The following is a 20,820-nucleotide window of genomic DNA, read 5'->3' as shown; positions in this document are numbered from 1 at the left end:
GCGGCGGCGTCGGTGTCCGGGGCCGACGGGGTTGCCTGGCGGGCGGTGAACTCCCCCGGTTCCGGGGGCGAGTTCAGTGGCCGGTGGTCACATCCCTCACGTATACGAGCCCGTCGATGGTCTTGAGGTGGGCCGGGTCGAGTGGGGCGTAGCCGAACCATGGGGAGACTCGGGGTGTGGTGGTGGGGAGGTGGGTGGGGGCGATGAGGTGGTGGGGGGCGGGGTTGTCGTAGAGGAGTCCTTCGAGGGTGTCGGCGGGTGGGGTGTCCACGCCCTGGTGGCGGATCGTGCCGACGGCTGTCGCGACGAAGGCGTAGTCGTCGCCGAGTCGGGCGCCGGCCAGGGCGCCCGCGCTCCACCACTCCGCGCGGCCCTGCCACAGGTCCATGCTGCTGCGCTCGCGCTGGAGGTGGGCGTTGTGGGCGTGGACGAGGGTCGGGCCTTGCGCGGCGAGGGCGAGGAGGTTGTGGGCCATGGCGGCGTCGCGCTGGGCGCACAGGCGGGTCATGCGGGCGGGGGTGGGGTCGGCCATCCAGTGGTGGTAGCGCAGGAGGGCGGTGGCGGTGCGGGCGTGGAGGCTGGCGCGGGGCGTGTGGGGGTGCTGGTCGAGGAGGGCGATCAAGTCGTCGGCGAGGGCGCGGAGTTGCCGGGCTTCCGGGGTGCGGCCGGTGGAGCGGGTGGGGTCGAACATGGCGGCTGGGTCGGTCCAGCGGTCGTCGGGGCCGAGGAGGCGGTCGAGGGTGTCGGCGTCGATGTCCGGTGGCGCGAGGTGGGTGTGGAGGGCGGTGAGGGGGGCGCGGGGGCTTTCGGCGTGGGTGATCTCCACGGGGGTGTCGAAGCCGGCGAAGTGGACGTGGTCGGCGGCCGGGCGGGTCTCGTTGTGGGCGCGCATCCACCGTACGAGGTCGCGGTTGCCTTCGAACGCGCCCCAGTCGTGGCTGAAGCCGTGGGTCATGACGTCGTCGAGGGTGCCGGCGCCGGTGGTGACGTGGTCGTCGACCAGGAGGGCTTTGAGGCAGTCGCTCTCGATCGCGATGGTGCGGTAGCCCTCCTGTTCGACGAGGTCGCGGAAGACGTCGTTGCGGAGGTCGAGGAGGGTGTCCTGGCCGTGGGTGGGTTCGCCGAGGGCGAGGAGTCGTGGGTGGTTCGGGAGGAGGTCCATGAGGGTCCGCGCGTCGACGGGGCGGGCGGCGTCCTTGATGTCCGTTGCCATGGCCTCAACGGTATCTTTGAACCTTCGGTGGAGACTTCAGCACGGAATCGGCGGTCTCGTGGGGCGTAACCTTCAAAGCGGTGAGCGGCTGCGGCCGGTGGATCTGGCGCGGGGGCACGGGTTGTCCGCGCAGGCGGTCCGCAATTACGAGGAGGACGGCATCCTTCCGGCCGCCGGGCGGACGGCGCACGGGTATCGCGTCTACACGCCGTTGCACGCGCGGGCGTTGGCCGCGTTTCTCGCGCTCGTGCCGGGGCACGGGCATCGGACCGCCGCGGCGATCATGCGGGCGGTGAACGAGGGGGCGGACGACGAGGCGTTCCGGCTGATCGACGCGAGTCACGCGCAGTTGCTGGAGGACCGGCGGACGCTTGAGGCCGTGGAGGCGGCGTTGCGTGATCTGGCGCCGGTGGCGGTGTCGGAGCCGGGCGGGGTGTTCATCGGGGTGCTCGCCCGGCGGCTCGGGGTGCGGCCGGCGACGTTGCGGAAGTGGGAGCGGGCCGGGTTGGTGCGGCCGGGGCGTGATCCGGTGACCGGGTACCGGGTGTACGACGAGGCGGCGGTGCGGGACGCCCGGCTGGTGGGTCAGCTCCGGCGCGGCGGCTATCTGTTGGAGCGGATCGCGCCGTTGATCTCGCAGGTGCGGGCGGCGGGCGGGGTGGAGCCGTTGGGGGGTGTGCTGCGGGAGTGGCGGGGGCGGCTCGCGGTGCGGGGGCGGGCGTTGCTGGCGGGGGCTGCGGAGTTGGAGGGGTATGTGCGGGCGCGTGAGAGGGCGGCGGGGGCTCAGGGGTAGTGGGCGAGGGGTACGGCAGCGGCCCTCCGGCTGAGACTGTCGTACCCCTGGTGGCCCTCGGCGGGAACCTGCCGTCCCCGTGTGTCCGTTACGGGAAGACGAGGCCGATCTCGGCGCGGGCCGTGTCGAGGGTGCGCATGATTGAGAGGGTCTCGTCGAGGGGGATGACGTCGCTCTCCAGGTGGCCGGCGGTGAGGCGGGCGTGGAGGTGGCGGACCTGGTGGTGGAGGCCGCCGCCGGCGGTCTCGGGGGCGTCTCCGTCACGGGCGGCGGGGAGGGTGAACGTCTCGGTGGTGCCCTTGGCCTGGAGGGTGAGGGAGTCGGGGCAGTGCATGAGGAAGGGGAGTTCGATGTGGCCCTCGGTGCCGGCGATGCGTGCCGTGCAGGCGAGTTGGGTGCGCAGGGAGGAGCGGGCGACGGAGAAGGCGCCGTTGGTGTAGCCGCTGAGGACGGCGATCTGGTCGTCGACTCCGGCCGTCCCGATGAGGCCGGTGGCGGTGACGCGGGCGGGTTCACCGAGGAGCATGCTGGCCAGGGAGACGGGGTAGACGCCGAGGTCGAGGAGGGAGCCGCCGCCGAGGGCCGGGTCGAAGAGGCGTCCGCCGGGCGGGAAGGGGAACCCGAAGTCGGCGTCGACGGAGAGGACCGTACCGATGGCGTTCTCGGCGATCAGTTCGCGGAGTTTGACGTAGGCGGGCAGGAAGCGGCTCCACATCGCCTCCATGAGGAACAGTCCGCGTTCGCGTGCCACGGCGATCATGTCGGCGGCCTGGGCGGCGTCGAGGGCGAACGGCTTCTCGCACAGGACGCCGTGGCCGGAGTTCAGGAAGAGCAGGGTGTGTTCGCGGTGGTGGGACTGGGGGGAGGCGACGTAGACGAGGTCGACGGTGTCGTCGGCGGCGAGGTCCTCGTAGGAGGCGTAGCGGCGGTCGGCGGGGACGGCGTACTTCTCGCCGAACTCCTCGGCCTTCTCGCGGCTGCGGGAGGCGACGGCGACGAGGTGTGCGTCGGGGAGCCGGCCGAGCGCGTCGGCGAAGCCGTGCGCGATGCTGCCGGTTCCGGCGATGCCCCAGCGAAACGACACGGGTGACCCCCCAGTCCAGGGCACCAACGGGTGCTGGTGCCGTGAACGGCCAACCTAGCAGCGTGCCGGAGGCGGCCCGAAGTGGCCGGGGACGTGTTCATGGTCATGCCGTTGTGGGAGGTGGCGGTGTGGCCTCAGAACGTGAGGAGGATCTTGCCGAGCACTCCCCCTGCCTCGAACCGCTCGTGCGCGGCGCGGACCTCGTCCAGAGGATGGCGGGCCGCGATGCGCAGGCGCAGTGCGCCCTTGTCGACCAGGGCGACGAGGTCGGCGAGGTGGTCGCTGTTCTCCTGGACGTAGCTCTTGACCGCGCCGGGGACGTCGGGGAGGGGTTCGTCGGCGATGGAGACGTAGCGTCCGCCGGGGGCGAGGAGGTGGCCGGCGTCGAGTCCGGCGGTGTCGAGGACGGCGTCGTAGGCGGTGGGCGGCAGGTCGGTGAGGGTGTGGGTGACGTGGGCGGCGCCGAGTGCGCGGGCCTCGGTGTGGTGGGCGGGGCGGGAGACCAGGGCGTCGACGGTCGCGCCGGTGCGCAGGGCCAGTTGGACGGCGATGCCGCCGACGGCTCCGGTCGCGCCGATGACGAGGAGGCGGTCGCCGTCGGTGAGGGCCGTCTTCTCCAGGGCCTGGACGGCGGTGACGCCGGCCAGCGGGAGGGCGGCGGCGTCCGTGAGGGGGATCGTGGTGGGGGCGTGGGTGAGCAGGTGGGCGGGGAGGGTGACGAGTTCGGACCAGGTGCCGCGGCCGGTGGCGATCTGCGCTGACATCGCGATGACCTGCTCTCCGGGCCGGAAGGGGGTGCCGTGCGTGGCGACGACCGTGCCGGCGAGGTCCCAGCCGAGGGTGGCGGGCAGGGCTGGGCCGATGTGCTGGGCGCGGGTCTTGTGGTCGACGGGGTTGAGGCTGCTCGCGGCCGTCCGGACGAGGACCTCGCCGGGGGCCGGGGCCGGGTCGGGGATCTCCTCGACGGTGAGGACGTCGGGGCCGCCGTGGCGGTCGATCCGTACTGCGCGCATGGTCCGTCTCCTCGGGTCCGCGTGCCGGTCCGGGCGTTCGTGCCCGGACCCGTCGCTGATCACGGACGTTAGACTCTGACATCGGTGTGAGAGTCAAGCGGAAGGCGAACGGCGGGTGCGGATCGGGGAGTTGTCGCGCAGGACCGGGGTGCACGAGCGGCTGCTGCGGTACTACGAGGAGCAGGGTCTCCTGTGTCCGCGGCGGTGTCCGAGCGGCTACCGGGAGTACGCGGACGACGATGTCGACGCGGTCCGCCGTATCCGCTCCCTGCTGGCGGCCGGGCTGAACACGGCGACGATCGGCGCGATCCTGCCGTGCCTGCGGGACTCGGCCGACGGGCTGGCGCCGACCTGCCCCGATCTGGTGGCCCAGTTGCGCCGGGAACGGGAGCGGATAGCGGGGTCGATCGACGAACTCCGGGCGTCCCTAGGGGCGTTGGACAAGGTCATCGCGGCGGCTCCGCCGATGGCGTGAGGCCCGCACGCCGCCGCTGTCTCGGCTGCTCCGTCCGAGGTCACGCGTCGTGCGCCGGCCGGGTCAGGGGGGTGAGCGGGGTCGGGATCGCGGCCAGGAGTTGGCGGGTGTAGTCATGGGTGGGGTGGGTGAAGACCTCGTCGGTGGTGCCGGTTTCGAGGATCTGGCCGGTTCGCATGACGGCTACGCGGTCGGCGATCGCCTGGACGACGCCCAGGTCGTGGGAGATGAAGAGGTAACTGAGGCCGAGTTCGGTCTGGAGGGTGGCGAGGAGGTCGAGGACCTGGGCCTGTGTGGTGACGTCCAGCGCGGAGACCGGTTCGTCGCAGACGACCAGGTCGGGGTGGAGGGCCAGGGCTCGGGCGATGGCGACGCGCTGGCGCTGGCCGCCGGAGAGTTCGCGGGCCCGGCGCGGCGCGTGGGTGGCGGACAGGCCGACCTGGTCGAGGAGTTCGGCGGCGCGGGTGCGGCGGGTGCGGCGGTCGCCGACGCGGAAGGCTCTGAGGGGTTCGGTGATGATGTCCTCGATGCTGAGGCGGGGGCTGAGGGAGCTGTAGGGGTTCTGCTGGACGAGTTGGAAGCGGCGGCGCAGCGTGCGGGCGGCGGTGTGGACGGGGGTGCCGTCGAAGGTGACCTCGCCGCCGGTGGGCCGGGTGAGGGCCATGACGAGGCGCGCGGTGGTCGACTTGCCGCTCCCGGACTCCCCCACCAGCGCGAAGGTCTCGCCGCGCCGGATGTCGAAGGAGACACCGTCGACGGCGCGGAAGCGGAAGCGGGAGCCGTCCGGTCTGCGGGAGTCGAACTCCTTGACGAGGCCGGTGACTTGGACGAGTGGTTCCTTGAGGGTCCGCGGTGCGTGTCTGCGCTGCGGCACGCTCTCCACGAGCAGCCGGGTGTAGGGGTGCTCGGGCGTCGTCAGCACCTGTACCGGCGGGCCTTGTTCGACGACTCGGCCTTGGGAGAGGACGACGATGTGGTCGGCTCTCGCCGCCGCGACGGCCAGATCATGGGTGATGAGCAGGACGGCCGTCCCGGACTCGGCGCGCAGTGTGTCCAGGTGGTCGAGGACCTGGCGCTGCACGGTGGCGTCGAGGGCGCTGGTGGGTTCGTCGGCGACGATCAGGCGCGGCCCGCAGGCCCAGGCCATGCCGATGAGGACGCGTTGCTTCATGCCGCCGGAGAGTTCGTGCGGGTACTGGCGTGCCCGGCGTGCGGGGTCGTCCAGTCCGGCGTGGCCGAGGATCTCGACGGCGCGTACGGCGGCTTCGGCGCGGGTGGCGAGGCCGTGGACGCGCAGCACCTCGGCGACCTGGGCGCCGATCCGCTGGGTGGGGTCGAGGGAGACGGCGGGGTCCTGGGGGACGTAGCCGATGTCCCGTCCGCGTAGCCTGCGCAGGGCGGCGGGGGTGAGTCCCAGGAGGTCGGTGCCGTCGAAGTCGGCGCTGCCGGAGGCGACGTCGGCGCCGGGCGGGAGGAGTCCCAGGGCGGCCAGGGCGGTGGTGGTCTTGCCGGAGCCCGACTCGCCGACGAGGGCGACGACCTGGCCGGGGAAGACGTCGAGGTCGATGCCGTGGACGGTGCGGGTGGGGCCGTGGGTGACGGTGAGGTTCCGTATCGAGAGGACGGGGCCGGTTTTGGAGGGTGCGGATTCCGGCGGCGTGGATTCCGTCGGCGCGGGCTTCGAGGTCACCCCTGCCTCCTTGAGCGTGAGATGCGGTTGACGGCGAGGACGACGGCCACGACGACCAGTCCCGGGATGGTGGTGAGCCACCAGGCGGTGCCCAGGAAGTCCCGGCCGCCGGAGATGAGGGCGCCCCACTCGGGTTGCGGTGGTGGTTCGCCGTAGCCGAGGAAGCTGAGTCCGGCGACGGCGAGCAGCGAGGTGCCGAACTCGACGGTGGCCAGGACCAGGGCGGCGCGGTAGGCGCCGGGGACGATGTGGCGGACCAGGATCGTGGGGGCGCCGACTCCCGCCGCGCGCGCCGCCTCGACGTACCCGGCCTCGCGGACGCGCAGGACCTCGCTGCGTACGGTGCGGGCGAAGCTCGCGACGCCGGCGATGCCGACCGCGACGGCGACCTTGACGGAGCCGTGGCCGAGGACGGTGATGATGGCCATGGACAGCAGGAGGCTGGGGATGGCGAGGAGGACGTCGCAGACCCGCATGACGATGTCGTCGGCGATGCCCCGGAAGTAGCCGGCGATCAGGCCGAGGAGTGAGCCGGTGACCACGGCGAGGGCCACGGCGAGCAGGACGCTGTTCAGGGAGAGCCAGGCGCCGTGGACGACGCGGGCGTAGAGGTCGCGGCCGAGGCTGTCGGTGCCGAACCAGTGGGTGCCGCTCGGGGGGAGGAGTTTGTCGGAGGGGTCGCCGAGGAGGGGGTCGGCGGAGGTGAAGAGGGCGGGGGCCAGGGCCCACAGGAGGACGAGGGTGATGACGGCCCAGGCGAGGGCGAGACCGGGAGCGGGGCGTGGGAGGCGTACCCGCAGTGCTGTGGCGCGTTGCAGGGCGTTCACGCCGTCACCTCCCGTATCCGGACCCTGGGGTCGACGACGCCGTACAGGAGGTCGACGGCCAGGTTGACGGTGACGAAGACCGCCGCTGAGAGGAGGACGATGCCTTGGACGACGGGGATGTCCCGGGAGGAGACGGCGAGTTCGGCGGTCTGGCCGAGGCCGTGGCGGGAGAAGACCGTCTCGGTGAGGACGGCGCCGCCGAGAAGCTGTGCCGTCCAGACGCCGACGGTGGTGAGGGTCGGCAGGGAGGCGTTGCGCAGTACGTGGCGCAGGTGGAGGCGCACGGGGCTCACTCCTTTCGCGCGCAGTTGCTGGACGTACGGCTCGGCGAGGGTGGTGGCGATGCCGGTCGACAGGACCTGTGCGGTGACCGAGGCGAGGGGGATCGCGAGCGTGATGGAGGGCAGGACGAGGGTGTTCGCGCCTTGGTCGCCGAAGGCGGGGAAGAGGTCCCAGCGGAAGGAGAGGAGCTGGAGGAGGATCAGGCCGGTCCAGAAGCTCGGCATGGAGACGCCGAGGACGGGGAGCGAGTCGAGGAAGGCCCGCAGCCACGGGTAGGGCGCTGCCTGGATGAGGACGGCCAGGGTGACGCCGAGGACGACTCCCAGCACGAGGGCGCAGGCGGCGAGTTGGAGGGTGGAGGGGAGGGCTCCGCCCAGCAGGTCGGCCACCGGGACGCGTTGCTGGAACGAGGTGCCGAGGTCGAGGTGGAGGAGCCGCCAGAGCTGGTCGGCGTACTGGACGGCGAGGGGCCGGTCAGTGCCGAACTCGGCTTTGAGGGCCGCGATCTGTGCGGGAGGCGTGGTGTCCAGGGCCTCCTGGCCGAGCATCATCTCGACCGGGTCGCCGGGGACGATGAACAGGAGCAGGAACGCGCCGGTGAACGCCGCCCACAGCACGAGGGCGGCGGACACCAGACGGCGTAGGAGGTAGCGGGTCATCACCGGCCCAGCGCGGTGTCGTAGAGAACGAAGCGGGAGGCGGCGTCGTAGCGCAGTCCGGTGACCCGGTCGGCGGCGCCGATCACCTGGGTGACCTGGCTGAAGGGGAAGTCGTAGTTCTGCTCGACCAGCAGCTTCTGGGCCTGTGCGGCGAGTTCGGCGCGCTTGGTGGTGTCGGTGGTCTGGCGGATGCCGGTGTAGAGCTGTTCGAGCTGCGGGACCTGGGGGTCGGTGTCCGAGAGCCAGGCGGCGTTGCCGGCCTTCGGGCTGAAGATGGAGCGCAGGATGTCGGGGTCGGGGCGGCTGGTGGAGCTGGCGCGCAGGTCGTAGTCCCCCTTCGGGGAGAGTGCCTGGAACTCGGCGGGGGTGACCTGCTTCAGCCGAAGGTCGATGCCGACCTTGCGCAGTTGCTGCTGGACGGCTTCCTGGACGTTGGCCTGGTAGAAGAAGAGGAGGCTGAGGGTGAGCTTCTTGCCGTCCTTCTCCCGGATTCCGTCCGGGCCGGCCTTCCAACCTGCCTTCTCCAGGAGGGACTTGGCCTGTTCCGGGTCCGTCTTGAGTGCGGCGGTGAGGTCGCTGTATCCGGGGGTGGTGGTGCTCAGGACGCTCCCCGCGACACCGTAGGACGGTGACAGGACCGAGTCGGCGATCTCCTTGCGGTCCACGGCGAGTTGGATCGCCTCGCGGACGGTCGCGTCGCGCAGGATCGTGGAGTGCTTGAGGTTGGGTGAGGCGCCGATGACGACACCGGGGTTGACGCGGGCCAGGATGTGGAAGCCGTTGCCGTTCAGGGTCTGCTCGTCCTCGGGGAGGAGGGTCGTCGCGACGTCCACCTGACCGGATTTGAGGCTTCCGGACCGGACACTGGCCTCGGTGACGACGTTGTAGGTGACCTTCTCCAGGTGGGCCTGGCCGGTGTGTGTCGCCAGTTTCGACGGCCAGTCGTACCCCGTGCGGCGGGTGAGGGTGATGCTGGCGCTCTTGCGGTACTCGGTGAACGTGAACGGCCCGGAGCCGATGAGTCCCTTTCCGGTGCAGCGGTCGGCCAGGGAGGTCTTGACGCTCGCCGGGGAGAGCAGGCCGAGGGTGGGGGTCGAAGCGGCCATCAGGAACTGGGCGTTGGGCTGTCCGAAGGTGACGGTGAAGTTCTGCGCGTCCTTCACCGTCGTGCCGGTGTAGCCGAGGAGGTACTGCGCGCCGAACGCGGATTTGGCTCCGGCCTTGACGACCGCGTCGAAGTTGGCCTTCACGGCGGCGGAGTCGATGGGGGTGCCGTCGGCGAAGGTGGCGCCCGCGCGGAGGTGGAAGGTGAACGTCTTCGCGTCGGGACTGGCCTGCCATTTGTCCGCGAGCCAGGGGACGAACTCGCCGGTCTCGGGGTCCTGGTCGATGAGGGAGTCGACGAGCTGGCGGCCTATGACGGAGCTGGCGATGAGGGTGGCCTGGACGGGGTCGAGGCAGACCGGGTCGGAGTCGATGGCGATCTTGAGGGTGCCGCCCGAGGCCGAGGTGTTCCCCGTGTTGGAGGTGGAGCAGGCGGTGAGGAGGGAGAGGCCGGCGGCTGCGGCGAGCGCGACGGCGCGGGCTCCGCGGGGGCGGGTGCGCGAAGGCATACGGGTGGGTCCTTTCGGGCGTGCTGAAGAGACGCGGGGGTGAAGGGGAGCCACGGGTGGGGACGAGGCGAAGAGCCGCCGGGCGGGGGGTGAGCGGCGTGGGTCGAGCGACAACTGCGGTGGTGCCTACGTGCGTTCAGTGAGCGGCGGCCACCTCCTCCCGCAGTTCCTCGACGTTGGCGTACGAGAATCCGCGCACCCCGGCTTCGATCTCTCCCAGCAGCCGGCCGAGGGCCGTGGTCACCGGTGTCGGGACGCCGTGCCGCGCGGCCAGGGCCGGGAACCTGTCCGGTGTGCTGGGGTGTTCGCGGGGCCGGTGGCGGACGGCGAGGTCCCGGAAGACTCCGCTGCGGTCCTTCGGCTGGGTCCGCAGCCACGCGACCAGGCGGTCGAGTGCGGCCCGGCGGACCTCCTCCGTCGCCGCCGCGCCGAACGCGTACGGCTCGTAGGCGTCGAACGCCTCCAGGGTGATCCCCTCGCGGATCGCGGTCTCGGTGCTCTCGCGTGCCGCTGCCGCCGCCAGCTCGCGGTGGCGGTCGACGACTTCGGCGATGGGCGCGTCGACGAGGGTGGTCACGCCGAGGATGGTGGCGAAGCCTCGTTTGGACCAGCGGAAGCCGGTCAGGTTCGCGGTGGCGGTGACGGGACCGTACGCACGCAGGTGTGCGGCGAGTTCGAGGACGCGGGTGTCGGGTGCGCCGCCGTCGGGGAGGCCCGCGGCGAGGGCGCCGGTGCCGCCGTCGCGGATCACGCCGGGTTCGAGGTGGTCGGCGAAGATGTTGACGAAGACACCCAACGTCCGCCCGGCACCGACGTGTTGAGCGAGGACGGGTTCGTTGTGGCCGTTCTGGACGGAGGCGACCCAGCCGTCGGCGGCGAGACGGGGAGCGATCCAGGCGGCGGCGGTCGCGGTGTGCTGGGACTTGGTGGCGAGCAACACCCGGCGCAGATCCGCCGGTTGGGTCTCGTCCGGCGTGAAGGCGGCGGCGACCCGGACCGTGTCGTCGGTCCCGTCGGGACGCCTGATCCGCAGTCCGTGCGCGCGGATCGCGGCGATGTGCTCGGCGTCCGTGTCGACGAGCGTGACCTCGTGACCGGCGCCGGTGAGCGCGTGGCCGAGGGTCGCGCCGATCGCTCCGGCGCCGACGACGGTGTACGCGGTCATATCAACTCTCCTTTCGTGGAACCCTGTTGCAGCGACGTCTCCTGCGGCCAGTGCTGCGGCAGCGCGGTCGTCCCGGCCGATCCGCCGCCGTCGACGGGGAGTTCGGCGCCGGTGATCCAGGCCGCGTCGTCACCGAGCAGGAACCGCACGGCCGTCGCGACATGAACGGGCTGTGCGCGGCCGGGGAGGACGGACGCGGAGACGGCCGCCGCGTACTCGGGGGTGACGGGGTTGACGGGACTGGCGACGTCCACGAATCCCGGCGAGACGGTGTTGACGCGGATGCCGTGCGGGCCGAGTTCGACGGCCGTCGCCTTGGTCGCCATCACCAGCGCCGCCTTGGAGGTGGCGTAGTGCGCGGCGCCGGGCCGGGCCCGACGCGCCGCTCCCGAGGCGATGTTGACGACGGACGGGGTGCGTCCGGCGGGGACCGCGTGGTGGGCGAGGCGTTGTGCGGTGAGGACGGCGGCACGGACGTTGACGTGCTGGACGCGGTCCCAGGTCTCGGCGGTGAGGTCGGCGAAGGGGATCGCGGGGTAGATGCCGGCGGCGTTGACCAGTGCGTCGACGGGGGCCAGCTCCCAGGCGCGGTCCACGGCTTGAGCCGGGAAGCGGGGGTCGGCGAGGTCTCCGACGACGGGTTCGGCGGGGACCGCGTACCGCTCCCGGAGGCTGTCGAGGGTCGCCGTCAGGGCGTCCGCGCGGAAGTCGACGCCGGTGACGCGCCAGCCGTGGGAGGCGAGTTCGGCGGCGACGGCCGCGCCGAGTCCGGAGGCGGCGCCGGTGACGAGAGCGTGGCGTGCGGTCATCGGACGGTCCCCTCGGCGGTGACGTGTGCGGCGATCTGTTCGTGGGTCGCGAACCACACCGGTCCCGATTCGGTGATGTGGCGCAGGAGTTGGTCGAGGAGGTGGATGCGGGAGCGGTGGCCGGTGATCGAGGGGTGCAGGGTCAGTTGGAAGAGGCCGCCTTCGGCGCGTGCGCCGTCGAACTCGTCCCGCCAGATGCGCAGGACCTCGTGCGGCGGGGTGTAGGGGCGCAGTCCGGCGAAGCGGGCCATGCCGAAGTAGGGCGCGTCGTCGCGAATCCACTCGACGGGGATCTCGACGATGCCGGTGGCCTCGCCGTTCTGGAGGAGTTCGTACGGTTCGTCGGCGGCCATCAGCGAGGAGTCGTAGGCGAAACCCAGTTCGCGGATGATGCCGAGGGTGTGCGGCGAGTAGTCCCAGGAGGGGGTGCGGATACCCACCGGCCGTGTGCCGCCGGTGAGTCGTTCGAGGGTGTCGAGGCTGCGGAGGGTCAGTTCGCGTTCGTCGGCGTACCCGAGCAGCGAGTTGCGTTCGTGTATCCAGCCGTGCACGCCGACCTCGTGTCCTGCCGCGCGGTACGCCTTGACCTCCTGCGGGTGCAGGAGTCCGGAGACGGCGGGGACGAAGAACGAGGCGGGGACGCGGTGGCGTTCGAGGAGGCCGAGGATGCGGGGGACGGCTACGCGGGCGCCGTACTCCCCGGCCGACAGGACGCCGGGTCCGGTGTGGCCGTCGCGCAGTGCCGGTGTCTCGTGGTCGCTGTCGAAGGAGATCGCGACGGCGACGGCGGCGCCGTCCGGCCAGCTCTTCGGGGTCAGGTCGCGTCCGGCGCGGACGTGTTCGACGGCGGAGCGCCACCGGGGTTCGTCCCACTGCCAGGGCTCGGTCATGCCGCTCCGTCCAGGAAGACGCGGACGACCTCGTCGAGCGCGCGGGTGGTGAGGTGGAGGCTCTCGATGTCGATGTGCTCGTCGTCGCCGTGGAAGAGCTTGCGGGTCTTGCCGACGTCCCAGCCGGGCGCGTACACGCCGAAGCCGTAGGCCACTCCCCCGGCGTCCCGGACGAAGCGGGCGTCGGTGCCGCCGGCGGTGAGGGTGGGGAGGATCTCGGCGCCGGGGAGCTGGTGGCGGATCGCGTCGCCCACCACGTCGTAGAGGCGGCCCGCGGGTGAGGCGGAGGCGGTGCGGCGCAGCAGTCGCTCGATCTCGACGCGGTCGGCCAGGTCGCCCAGTGCGGTGCGGAGTTCGGCGTCGATCTCGTCGTCGTCCTGCCCCGGCAGGGAGCGGACGTCGACGTCGACGACAGCCGTGGAGGGGATGACGTTGAGTTTGTCGCCGGATCTCAGGACGGTCGGCGCGAAGGTGAGGTGCGTGAGCGCGTGGGCGAAGCGCGCGCTGTCGCCGAGGTGGTGGAGGTGGTCGTCGAGGGTGTCGGGGTTCAGGAGTCCGGCGGTGACGTCGGCCGGGAGATCGGAGGCGTGGACGAAGTCGTGCCAGCGTTCGTCGGTGCGTGCCGGGGTGCGGTGGCGTGCCACCCTGAGCGCGGCCTCGGCGGCGAGGAGTGCAGCGTTGTCGGTTCCCCACGGCATCGAGCCGTGTCCCGCGCTCCCCCGCAGGTGCAGGCGGCGCGGGAAGGCGCCCTTCTCGCCGACGGTCACCGTGACCGCGCGGGGTCCGACGTGTGCTCCCGCGCTCTCGGTGAGGGCGTGGTCCCAAGGGAGCAGGCCGGGTGCGTGCTCGGCGATCCAGCCGACGCCGTAGCGGCTGCCGGCCTCCTCGTCGGCGACGGCCGCGAACACCAGGTCACCGGCGAGTCGGTGCGGCGCGCGGGAGACGGCCTTGGTGACGACGGCCATCGCGGAGGTCAGGTTGAGCATGTCGATCGCTCCCCTCCCCCATACGATGCCGTCGCTGACCTCGCCGGAGAACGGGTCCCGGCTCCAGGTGCGCGGGTCGGCCGGGACGACGTCGGTGTGGCCGAGCAGGGTCAGCGCGGGAGCCTTCGGGTCGTGTCCGGGGACCCGGAAGAGCGTGGTGACGCGGCCGGGGACGGGTTCGACGCGTTCGGTCTCGACCGCGGAGCCGGAGAAATAGTCGGCGAGGGTGTGCGCGGTGCGTGCCTCGCCGCCGGACTCCGGGGTCGGGGTGCCGTCGTTGACGCAGGCGTTGCGGATCAGCGCCGACAGCAGGTCGACCGTTTCCTGGGGGTCCGGGGTGGATTGCCGGTGAAGGCTCATGCACTTCATCGTGGTTGTGTATCCACACGGATACAAGCGCATCCATATGTAAACTGTGTGAACTGAGCCGGGAGCGCGCCGCTTTCAGCCGGTCGGCGCAGTAGAAATGGTTCGTGACAGGAGGGTTCCCATGAGTCCACGCAAGGCGCCGCCGCAGGCCGAGTCCGAGGCCGGCGGTCAGGACCGTGAGCCGCTCGCGGACTCGGGGAACCTCTACTACCGGCTGATCCGCAAGGACCTGGTCAGTGGCGCCATCGACCCCGAGGGACTGCTGCTGGAGACCGCGCTGAGTACCCGTTACGGGGTGTCCCGCACCCCGGTGAGGGACGCGCTGAGCCGGCTCGAACAGGACGGCCTGGTCGAGCGGGTCGCGCGCGGCTACCGGGTCCGTGCGGCGACGGCCGAGGACATCCTGGAGATCTACGAGGCGCGGATCGCCCTGGAGTCGGCCGCCGCCGCGTCCGCCGCGCTGCGCCGTACCGACCTCGATCTGGCGCGGCTCGCTCATCACCATCAACTGCTCGCCGAGGTGAGTGAACCCGGTGAGATCACCGCCGCCAACGCCTGTTTCCACGAGGCGCTGTGGCTGTCCAGTCACAACACGACCATCGCGGGTCTGCTGGAGCGGCTCGTGACCCAGATGCGGCTGTTCGACCGGGAGTCGACCTCGACGCCGGAGAACAAGGAGATCACGCACGAGGAGCACGAGCGCATCCTGCGTGCCGTGCGGGAGCACGATCCGCAGACGGCGCGGAGTGAACTCGCCGCGCATCTGGGACGCAACCGGGATGTGCGGCTCGCCGCGCTGGCTCGTACGCCGCTGTGATCGTCTCGTTCATTTGATGAAAGGCTCTGTCATGCCCGGTTTCCTCGAACTCGTCCCGGACCCGGACGGCCGCCCTCTGCTGGGCGTCCGCCGTTTCGACGAGCCGTTCCTGCTGACGGTCTCCCTGTCGCAGGGGCTCGGTTCCAGTGAGCTGTGGCTCGACCGGGGGCGGGCGGGGAAGGCGCGGCTGGTGGAGTTCCGGCGGGTGGGGCAGCGGGTGCTGTTCGTCGTGCGGAACAAGCATTTCCTCAGTACGGGGGATGCCGCGAGCGTGCGGGCCGGGGCGGAGTCGTTCGCGGTGTCGGTGGTGTGGAGCGGGCCGGTGCTGCGGGAGGAGGGCGGGCTGGTCGTCGTGGACGCGACGGGCCTCGCGCTGTACGACCACGACCAGGTCGCCGGGCATCTCGCCGAGCGGGGGCAGGGCGATTACGTCCTCGACGACGCGGCGAGCGTCCCGTTGGCTCCGTCCGCGTCGGCGGGCGGTGTCCGGCTGCCCGCGCTGCTGACGTTCCGGGGGCCGGGGCGGGGTGCCGCCGTCCGGGTGGTGGCCGCCGATCCGCGTGCCCTCAGTGTCGTCCAGCAGCTCAACCTCGTGCCGCTGCCCGACTCCGCGCTCCCTGTGCGGAGTTATCACCCCCGGTCCGGCGGGTACGGCGTCGGGTACGTCGATCACGGGCTCGGTGGGCGGCAGGTGAAGTTCCAGCCCCGCTTCCGGGTCGGCGGCGGGGCGCCGGCGGTGGTGTTCCAGGTGGACCCGGCGGTGCCGGAGCCGTTGCGGTCGGCGGTCGTCGAGGGCGGGAACTGGTGGCGGGAGGGGTTCGCGGGGATCGGGCTGCCCGAGGCGTACCGGGTGGAGGCGGGGAGTGCGGACTTCGATCCGTACGAGCCCGGGGTGAACGGGGTGGTGTGGGTGCACCGGGCCGGGCGGGGGTGGTCGCTCGGGCAGGGGCTGACCGATCCCCGCACCGGGGAGGTGCTGCACGCGCGGGTGCGGCTCGGGTCGCAGCGGGTGGAGCAGGTGCGGGCGCTCGGCGAGGCGCTCCTCGCCCCCTACGGGCATCCGCAGGAGGCCGAACGGCTGGCCGCCGTCGACGAGTTGGTGTTCGCGCGTATCCGGCAGCTCGCCGCGCACGAGATCGGGCACGCGCTCGGCTTCATGCACAACTTCGCGAGCACCCGCCACCACCACCCGTCGGTGATGGACTACCCCCACGCCCGCATCGCCGTGACCCCGGACGGCGCCCTGGACCTCTCCCAGGCGTACGCGGTCGGCCTCGGCCCCTGGGACCACTACCTCGTCCGGCACGCGTACGGCGACCTCACGGACCCGGAACTCGCCGAGCTGCGCACGGAGTTCGGGCACCTCGCGTACGTCACCGACGACGGGAACGGCTCCGAGGCGGCCCACGCCTACGGGGTGCCGTGGGTCACCTCGGGTGACGCGCTCCCCGCGCTGGAGCGGATTCTCCAGGTCCGGCGGATCGCGCTGGCCGGTTTCTCCCACGGCGTGCTGCCGCCCGACCGGCAGACCGGGGAGCTGGAGGAGCGCGCGGTCCTGCTGCATCTCCTCCACCGCCACGAACTGACCGCCGCCGCCCGGCTGGTCGGCGGGGTGCGGTACGAGTACGGCGTCGCCGGTGACGGCGGGGCGGGGGCGGTGCCTGTGGACGCGGGGGTGCAGCGGGCGGCGCTGGAGCGGCTCGCGGGGCTGCTGCGGGCGGAGGAACTCGCCCTGCCGGAGAGCGTGCTGGAGGTGCTGACGCCGCCCGCGATCCGGTACGAGCGCAGCGGTCAGTACTACGACACGTCCGCCGGGCCCGTCTTCGACCCCTTCAGTGCCGTCCGGGTCGCGGCGACGCTGGTGACAGAGGCGCTGCTGGAGCCGGCCCGGCTGCACCGGCTGGCGTGGCAGCATGCGGCGGACGCCTCGGTGCCGGGGGTGGGCGAGGTGGTGAGGGCGCTGTTGTCGGCGACCTGGCTGCGGACGGACGCGGTGCCGGCGCAGGTGCCCGCCGGGACGGTCGTCCAGCGCACGGCCGACTGGGCGGTCCTCCACCATGTGCTGCGGGTCCTCGGCGAGGGCGGGCTGCACGCCCCGGTCCGGGCCGAGGTGCGGTCCGTGGTGCGGGAGTTCGCCGTCGTGCTGGGGCACGGGGACGAGCATCGGCGTGCGGGCGGGGAGCTGGCGGTCGCCTATCTGGCCGATCCGGGGTCGGTGCGGCTGGACCCGTTGCCTCGGGTGCCGGCGGGGGCGCCCAACTAGGAGCGCCGGTCGGGTCGTCGGGCGTCCGGTCGCGCGGTGTGTGCGACCGGGATGCCTGTGCGGTGGGCCTGGGCGAGGGAGGCCGGGGAGTCGGTGCTGCGGGTGGATTCCGTGGGGATGCGCGGGGGCAGTGGGGGCCGGGCTCGCGGGGTGTGGTCGGGGAGGCGGGCTGTTCCCCAGGTGTAGGGGTCTGCCTGGGGTGAGTTGTAGGGGGACCAGGCGAGGCGGGTCTGGGTGGTGCGGTCGTCGGTGTCGGAGTCGTAGACGAGGATGTTGAGGGTGAGGCGGTCGGGGTCGGGGGGTGCGGGGAGGTCGGTGAGGGAGATCTTGGCTTCGACCGTGTAGCCCCGGTAGGGGGTGGTGACCGTGGAGGCCAGCCGGAGGGAGGCGGGCGGGGGGCCTTGGCGGTTGTCGGCGTCGCGGGCGGCGGCGGGCGCCCCGTCGGGGGTGGTGTGCGGGACGATGCCGATCTTGAAGGTGGTCGAGGTGTCGTCGGCGGTTCCTCGGGGGTCGATGGCGATCTCGACGGCGTCGGTGCGCCAGTGGCGTTTGACGTCGTCGCGGGCGAGGGCGGCGCCCGCGCGGTCGTCGCGGACGTGGACGAGGACGTACAGGTCGTCGCCGTGGCGGGCGAGTTTGGCGGTCGCGGAGCAGTCGGCGGGGGTGGCGGGGTCGCCCTGCCAGTGGGTGAGCGGGAGTTCGGGGCCGGGGTATTCGCCGACGTGCTCCGTGCCGTCGAGGGTCGGGGGGTCGGTGACGGCGGGGACGGTGGTCGTGGGGCGGCGGGGGTAGGCGGGCTGGGCGTCGTTGGCCAGCCAGGGGAGGCCGACGCGGTGGGTCCAGTCGCGGAACTCGGCGTAGAGGGGGCGGAGTTCGGGGTGGGGGCGGACCGGGGCCTCGATCGGGAGGGTGTTGTCGGCGAGCACGGTGAACCAGTCGGAGTCGAGCCGTGCCGGGTCCGTGGGGACGTGGGGCGGGAGGGTGGCCCAGCCCTGGGTGCGGTAGGCGCGGGAGGCGTGCCGTTCGGCCTGGGCCCAGGTGGTGCCGTGGGTGTGGGAGGGGGTGCCGGACCAGACGCCGAGGACCGGGAGGCCGATGTGCGGGTCGGTGCGGCGGGCGCTGGGGGCGTCCGGGCCCAGGAGGTGCGTGAAGTGGGGGTTCTGGGCGAGGAGTCGGCGGGGGCGCCAGGGGGTGAGGCCCTCTTCGGGGAACGCGGTGGGGTCGGCGGCCTTCCAGAACGCCTCGATGGCGAGCCGTGCGGAGAGCTGGTGGGCGCCGTGCTGGCCGAAGGGGCGGGGGTCCATGGTGACGACGGTGTGCGGGGTGGTCCGGCGGATCAGGTGGACGATGCGCTTCAGGGTGTCCTGTTCGTGCCAGATCCTTGCGGTGAGGGGCGCCGAGAGCGTGTACCAGAAGTCGGGCTTGTCGAGGTAGTAGACGTTCTCGATGCCTGCGTACGCGGTCGCCGCGCGCTCCTCCGTCTCCCTGATCAGGCCGAGCGCCGCGCCCTCCTCCGTGCCCGTCGCGTTTCCGCCGCCCTCTCCCCTGGTGACCGTGAGGACGGCCGTGCTGAGCCCTTGGCGTTCGCGCCACTGGCCGAAGGTGGAGAGGTTCTGGGCCTCGTCGTCGGGGTGGGCGCCGACGAACAGGACGTCGGTGTGGGCGGGGTCGGGGCGGCGGCGCGTGGTGGGGGTCTGTCCTGCGGCTACGGCGCCGGCGGCCAGGGCGGTGGCGAGGAGGGTTCGGCGTCGTACGTCGCGCATAGGGGTCCTGGGGGCGTGTGGGGGGGGTGGCGGACCCGCACACTAACGCCCCGCAAGGAGCGCCCAGATGGGCTGTAAGCCGTGTTTCACGTGAAACACCGTTAGAATCGGGCCAATGTCTCCTGCGCCTGTTCGCCCATCCTGGTGACCAGCTCCTCGGCGGACGGCAGGTCGTCGATGAGGTCGACGGCCTCTCCGGCCCACACCGGCCTCGGGGGGATCGTGCCGGCGGCCAGGTCGTCCTGGTATTCCTGGCGGGCTCGGGGTGTGTCCGCCTCGGCCTCTCTCCCCCGCCAGCGGTCCAGGTGGGGGTGGCCGAGGGTGCGGGCGGAGTAGCGGGACGGCCAGGCGGAGCCTCTCGCCCGGTCCAGGACCGTGCTGCGTTCGGTGTCCTCGGCTCGCGCTTCGAGGATCGCTTCGGTGACGGCCGGGATGACCAGCGCTTCGGTGGTGGCCTGGAGGCGGGTGCCGACGACCGCGCCCGCCGCGCCCAGCACGAGGGCCGCCGCCACGCCTCGGCCGTCCGCGATGCCGCCCGCCGCGAGGACCGGGACCGGTCCGACCAGGTCCACGACAGCGGGGACGAACGGGAGGGTGGAGCGGCCGTGCAGGGCTCCGTGCCCGCCGGCCTCGGTGCCCTGCGCCACGATCAGGTCGGCGCCGAGGTCGGCCGCCCGCCGGGCCTCCTCCAGGTCGGTGACCTGGAGGATCAGACACGCGCCGGACTCGCGGACGCGGTCCGCGTAGGGGGTGGGGTCGCCGAAGGAGAGCATCACCGCGTCGGGGGCGTACTCCAACGCCCGTTCCACTGCCGCGACATCGACGGCCCAGGTCAGAAACCCCACACCCCACGGCTTACCGGTCTCCGCGACGATCGCCACCTCCCGCGCCAGCCACTCGGCCTCGCCGTCCCCGCTCCCCACCATCCCGAGCCCACCGGCCCGGCTGACCGCCGCCGCGAGCGCACCGCCCGCCGAACCGCCCATGGGGGCCAGGGCGATGGGGTGCCGGAGGCCGAACATCCGGGTGAACGTGGTCGTCAGCATCGTCCGACTCTACGGCGGGCGGACGGCCCTCCTCAGCCGCCGTCCTCCGGCCGTTTCCGGCCGAAGGCGATGGCGACGATCATGGCCATGCTGACGGCGAAGATCGGGGCCAAGGCCCAGCTGCGCGCGGTCAGTCGGCCGTCCTCGCGGAACATGATGAGGGTGATGGGGAGAGCGAAGAGATAGCCGAGGACGAAGGGGGCCGCGTGGCGACGGAGCATGACGAAGGACTCTCTCTGCCGTGAACGGGTGTCAGGAACACCCTGCACCAAAGGTCAAGGAGAGGTAAAGGGCGTCAGAGTGCCACCATGCGTCCGCTCCGGCCCCGCAGGCGGACCGAGGCCAGGGCCGCGAAGGTCGTCGCCATGGCGAGGAGGACGGCGCAGGTCGTGAGGACTGTGGTCGGGTCGCCGGAGAAGGCGGCGCGTAGGCCCTGGGCCGCCCAGTAGCCCGGGGAGACGGGGGCGATGGACGCCACCCAGCCGGGGAGGGCGGACAGGGGGACCAGGGCGCCGCCGAGGCTGCTGAGGAGCATGCCGCCGATGTCGAAGGCGGCGGAGAGTTCGCCCATGGTGCGGGCGAGGACGCCCAGGAGGGCGCCGAGGGCGAGGAGGGTGCAGCTCCAGGCCAGGAGGACGGCGAGGAGGAGGAAGGGGTGGGGGACGGAGAGGGCGAAGAGGTGGATGCCGGTGATGATGATCAGGAGTTGCTGGGTGAGGAGGGCCGCGAGGACCGGGAGGGATTTGCCGGCCAGGATCTCCGCCGGGTGGAGGGGCGTGGCGCGGAGACGGTCCCAGGTGCGGCCGAGGCGTTCGGTGAGGATCGCGCTGCCCGAGATGCTGAGGGCGAGGAGGGAGAAGGTGACGAGGGTGCTGACGACCGCCTGTTCGGTGCCCTCGGTGCGGCCCTGGGCGGCGACGTAGAGCGGGCGCAGCAGGGTGAGGAAGACGAGCGGCAGGACGAGGCGGCTGAGGAGGGGGCCGGGTTCGCGGAACATCAGGAGGGCGTTGTGGCGGACGAGGACGCTCAGGCGGGTGGCGGACGCGCGGGCCACAGGGCCGTG

General features: G+C 72.4%; 19 protein-coding genes. 4 read left to right on the top strand and 15 right to left on the bottom strand.

From position 1 onward, the window contains the following. Positions 1-73 precede the first annotated feature (73 nt). Complete coding sequence (locus ABZX85_RS25225; RefSeq protein WP_355872708.1) at positions 74-1,213, bottom strand: erythromycin esterase family protein; 1,140 nt, start codon at positions 1,211-1,213, stop codon at positions 74-76. A gap of 58 nt (positions 1,214-1,271) precedes the next feature. Here ABZX85_RS25225 and ABZX85_RS25220 point away from each other — a divergent pair, with 58 nt between their 5' ends. Beyond that, complete coding sequence (locus tag ABZX85_RS25220; protein ID WP_355872705.1) at positions 1,272-2,006, top strand: TioE family transcriptional regulator; 735 nt, start codon at positions 1,272-1,274, stop codon at positions 2,004-2,006. An 88-nt stretch (positions 2,007-2,094) separates the two neighbouring features. On the opposite strand, the gene ABZX85_RS25215 is transcribed toward ABZX85_RS25220, so the two are convergent. Both ABZX85_RS25215 and ABZX85_RS25210 read right to left on the bottom strand, forming a co-directional pair. Continuing rightward, positions 2,095-3,090 carry a Gfo/Idh/MocA family oxidoreductase gene (locus ABZX85_RS25215; protein ID WP_355872702.1) on the bottom strand — a complete coding sequence of 332 codons (996 nt, stop codon included), beginning with the start codon at positions 3,088-3,090 and terminating at the stop codon, positions 2,095-2,097. A 134-nt stretch (positions 3,091-3,224) separates the two neighbouring features. Beyond that, on the bottom strand, positions 3,225-4,103 hold the full coding sequence (locus tag ABZX85_RS25210) for an NADP-dependent oxidoreductase (protein WP_355872699.1): 879 nt from the start codon (positions 4,101-4,103) through the stop codon (positions 3,225-3,227). A 115-nt stretch (positions 4,104-4,218) separates the two neighbouring features. Here ABZX85_RS25210 and ABZX85_RS25205 point away from each other — a divergent pair, with 115 nt between their 5' ends. Beyond that, complete coding sequence (locus ABZX85_RS25205; protein ID WP_355872697.1) at positions 4,219-4,578, top strand: MerR family transcriptional regulator; 360 nt, start codon at positions 4,219-4,221, stop codon at positions 4,576-4,578. Positions 4,579-4,618: 40 nt separating this feature from the next. On the opposite strand, the gene ABZX85_RS25200 is transcribed toward ABZX85_RS25205, so the two are convergent. The 8 genes from ABZX85_RS25200 to ABZX85_RS25165 all read right to left on the bottom strand — a co-directional run bounded on the left by ABZX85_RS25200 (position 4,619) and on the right by ABZX85_RS25165 (position 13,859). After that, on the bottom strand, positions 4,619-6,268 hold the full coding sequence (locus ABZX85_RS25200; RefSeq protein WP_355872694.1) for an ABC transporter ATP-binding protein: 1,650 nt from the start codon (positions 6,266-6,268) through the stop codon (positions 4,619-4,621). Next, positions 6,265-7,095 carry an ABC transporter permease gene (locus ABZX85_RS25195; protein WP_355872691.1) on the bottom strand — a complete coding sequence of 277 codons (831 nt, stop codon included), beginning with the start codon at positions 7,093-7,095 and terminating at the stop codon, positions 6,265-6,267. The genes ABZX85_RS25200 and ABZX85_RS25195 overlap by 4 nt, the downstream gene beginning before the upstream one ends. Beyond that, positions 7,092-8,036 carry an ABC transporter permease gene (locus tag ABZX85_RS25190; RefSeq protein ID WP_355872688.1) on the bottom strand — a complete coding sequence of 315 codons (945 nt, stop codon included), beginning with the start codon at positions 8,034-8,036 and terminating at the stop codon, positions 7,092-7,094. Before ABZX85_RS25190 ends, ABZX85_RS25195 begins: the two co-directional genes overlap by 4 nt. Then, positions 8,036-9,649 carry an ABC transporter substrate-binding protein gene (locus ABZX85_RS25185; RefSeq protein WP_355872685.1) on the bottom strand — a complete coding sequence of 538 codons (1,614 nt, stop codon included), beginning with the start codon at positions 9,647-9,649 and terminating at the stop codon, positions 8,036-8,038. Before ABZX85_RS25185 ends, ABZX85_RS25190 begins: the two co-directional genes overlap by 1 nt. Positions 9,650-9,785: 136 nt before the next feature. Beyond that, complete coding sequence (locus ABZX85_RS25180; RefSeq protein ID WP_355872683.1) at positions 9,786-10,814, bottom strand: 2-dehydropantoate 2-reductase N-terminal domain-containing protein; 1,029 nt, start codon at positions 10,812-10,814, stop codon at positions 9,786-9,788. Next, complete coding sequence (locus ABZX85_RS25175; protein ID WP_355872681.1) at positions 10,811-11,623, bottom strand: SDR family oxidoreductase; 813 nt, start codon at positions 11,621-11,623, stop codon at positions 10,811-10,813. Before ABZX85_RS25175 ends, ABZX85_RS25180 begins: the two co-directional genes overlap by 4 nt. After that, complete coding sequence (locus ABZX85_RS25170) at positions 11,620-12,513, bottom strand: polysaccharide deacetylase (protein WP_355872678.1); 894 nt, start codon at positions 12,511-12,513, stop codon at positions 11,620-11,622. The genes ABZX85_RS25175 and ABZX85_RS25170 overlap by 4 nt, the downstream gene beginning before the upstream one ends. Continuing rightward, complete coding sequence (locus ABZX85_RS25165; protein WP_355872675.1) at positions 12,510-13,859, bottom strand: M20/M25/M40 family metallo-hydrolase; 1,350 nt, start codon at positions 13,857-13,859, stop codon at positions 12,510-12,512. The genes ABZX85_RS25170 and ABZX85_RS25165 overlap by 4 nt, the downstream gene beginning before the upstream one ends. A 130-nt stretch (positions 13,860-13,989) precedes the next feature. On the opposite strand from ABZX85_RS25165, the gene ABZX85_RS25160 reads away from it, so the two are divergent. Both ABZX85_RS25160 and ABZX85_RS25155 read left to right on the top strand, forming a co-directional pair. Continuing rightward, positions 13,990-14,685, top strand: a complete 696-nt coding sequence (locus ABZX85_RS25160) for a GntR family transcriptional regulator (protein WP_355872673.1) — start codon at positions 13,990-13,992, stop codon at positions 14,683-14,685. A gap of 31 nt (positions 14,686-14,716) precedes the next feature. Next, positions 14,717-16,948 carry a zinc-dependent metalloprotease gene (locus ABZX85_RS25155; protein WP_355872670.1) on the top strand — a complete coding sequence of 744 codons (2,232 nt, stop codon included), beginning with the start codon at positions 14,717-14,719 and terminating at the stop codon, positions 16,946-16,948. Here the strand turns inward: ABZX85_RS25155 and ABZX85_RS25150 are convergent. The 4 genes from ABZX85_RS25150 to ABZX85_RS25135 all read right to left on the bottom strand — a co-directional run bounded on the left by ABZX85_RS25150 (position 16,945) and on the right by ABZX85_RS25135 (position 20,811). Beyond that, positions 16,945-18,711: a sugar-binding protein gene (locus tag ABZX85_RS25150; RefSeq protein WP_355872667.1), complete on the bottom strand. Its 1,767-nt coding sequence runs from the start codon at positions 18,709-18,711 to the stop codon at positions 16,945-16,947. The genes ABZX85_RS25155 and ABZX85_RS25150 overlap by 4 nt on opposite strands. A 101-nt stretch (positions 18,712-18,812) precedes the next feature. Beyond that, positions 18,813-19,757: a nitronate monooxygenase gene (locus ABZX85_RS25145; protein WP_355872665.1), complete on the bottom strand. Its 945-nt coding sequence runs from the start codon at positions 19,755-19,757 to the stop codon at positions 18,813-18,815. Between the two features lie 32 nt (positions 19,758-19,789). Further along, complete coding sequence (locus tag ABZX85_RS25140; protein WP_355872663.1) at positions 19,790-19,978, bottom strand: hypothetical protein; 189 nt, start codon at positions 19,976-19,978, stop codon at positions 19,790-19,792. Positions 19,979-20,052: 74 nt separating this feature from the next. Then, positions 20,053-20,811, bottom strand: coding sequence for an ABC transporter permease (locus ABZX85_RS25135; RefSeq protein ID WP_355872660.1), 759 nt, complete (start codon positions 20,809-20,811; stop codon positions 20,053-20,055). Positions 20,812-20,820: the final 9 nt, after the last annotated feature.

Source organism: Streptomyces sp. NPDC004539, from assembly GCF_040610055.1.
Classification (GTDB): domain Bacteria; phylum Actinomycetota; class Actinomycetes; order Streptomycetales; family Streptomycetaceae; genus Streptomyces.
This window is presented reverse-complemented; position numbering and strand designations above follow the sequence as displayed.

Excerpts from the sequence above, each read along its gene's own strand:
- ABZX85_RS25155 (WP_355872670.1), top strand. The coding sequence starts at position 14,717 with ATGCCCGGTTTCCTCGAACTCGTCCCGGACCCGGACGGCCGCCCTCTG.
- ABZX85_RS25190 (WP_355872688.1), bottom strand. The coding sequence starts at position 8,036 with ATGACCCGCTACCTCCTACGCCGTCTGGTGTCCGCCGCCCTCGTGCTG.
- ABZX85_RS25180 (WP_355872683.1), bottom strand. The coding sequence starts at position 10,814 with ATGACCGCGTACACCGTCGTCGGCGCCGGAGCGATCGGCGCGACCCTC.
- ABZX85_RS25145 (WP_355872665.1), bottom strand. The coding sequence starts at position 19,757 with ATGCTGACGACCACGTTCACCCGGATGTTCGGCCTCCGGCACCCCATC.
- ABZX85_RS25170 (WP_355872678.1), bottom strand. The coding sequence starts at position 12,513 with ATGACCGAGCCCTGGCAGTGGGACGAACCCCGGTGGCGCTCCGCCGTC.
- ABZX85_RS25165 (WP_355872675.1), bottom strand. The coding sequence starts at position 13,859 with ATGAGCCTTCACCGGCAATCCACCCCGGACCCCCAGGAAACGGTCGAC.
- ABZX85_RS25150 (WP_355872667.1), bottom strand. The coding sequence starts at position 18,711 with ATGCGCGACGTACGACGCCGAACCCTCCTCGCCACCGCCCTGGCCGCC.
- ABZX85_RS25225 (WP_355872708.1), bottom strand. The coding sequence starts at position 1,213 with ATGGCAACGGACATCAAGGACGCCGCCCGCCCCGTCGACGCGCGGACC.
- ABZX85_RS25140 (WP_355872663.1), bottom strand. The coding sequence starts at position 19,978 with ATGCTCCGTCGCCACGCGGCCCCCTTCGTCCTCGGCTATCTCTTCGCT.
- ABZX85_RS25160 (WP_355872673.1), top strand. The coding sequence starts at position 13,990 with ATGAGTCCACGCAAGGCGCCGCCGCAGGCCGAGTCCGAGGCCGGCGGT.
- ABZX85_RS25175 (WP_355872681.1), bottom strand. The coding sequence starts at position 11,623 with ATGACCGCACGCCACGCTCTCGTCACCGGCGCCGCCTCCGGACTCGGC.
- ABZX85_RS25210 (WP_355872699.1), bottom strand. The coding sequence starts at position 4,103 with ATGCGCGCAGTACGGATCGACCGCCACGGCGGCCCCGACGTCCTCACC.
- ABZX85_RS25185 (WP_355872685.1), bottom strand. The coding sequence starts at position 9,649 with ATGCCTTCGCGCACCCGCCCCCGCGGAGCCCGCGCCGTCGCGCTCGCC.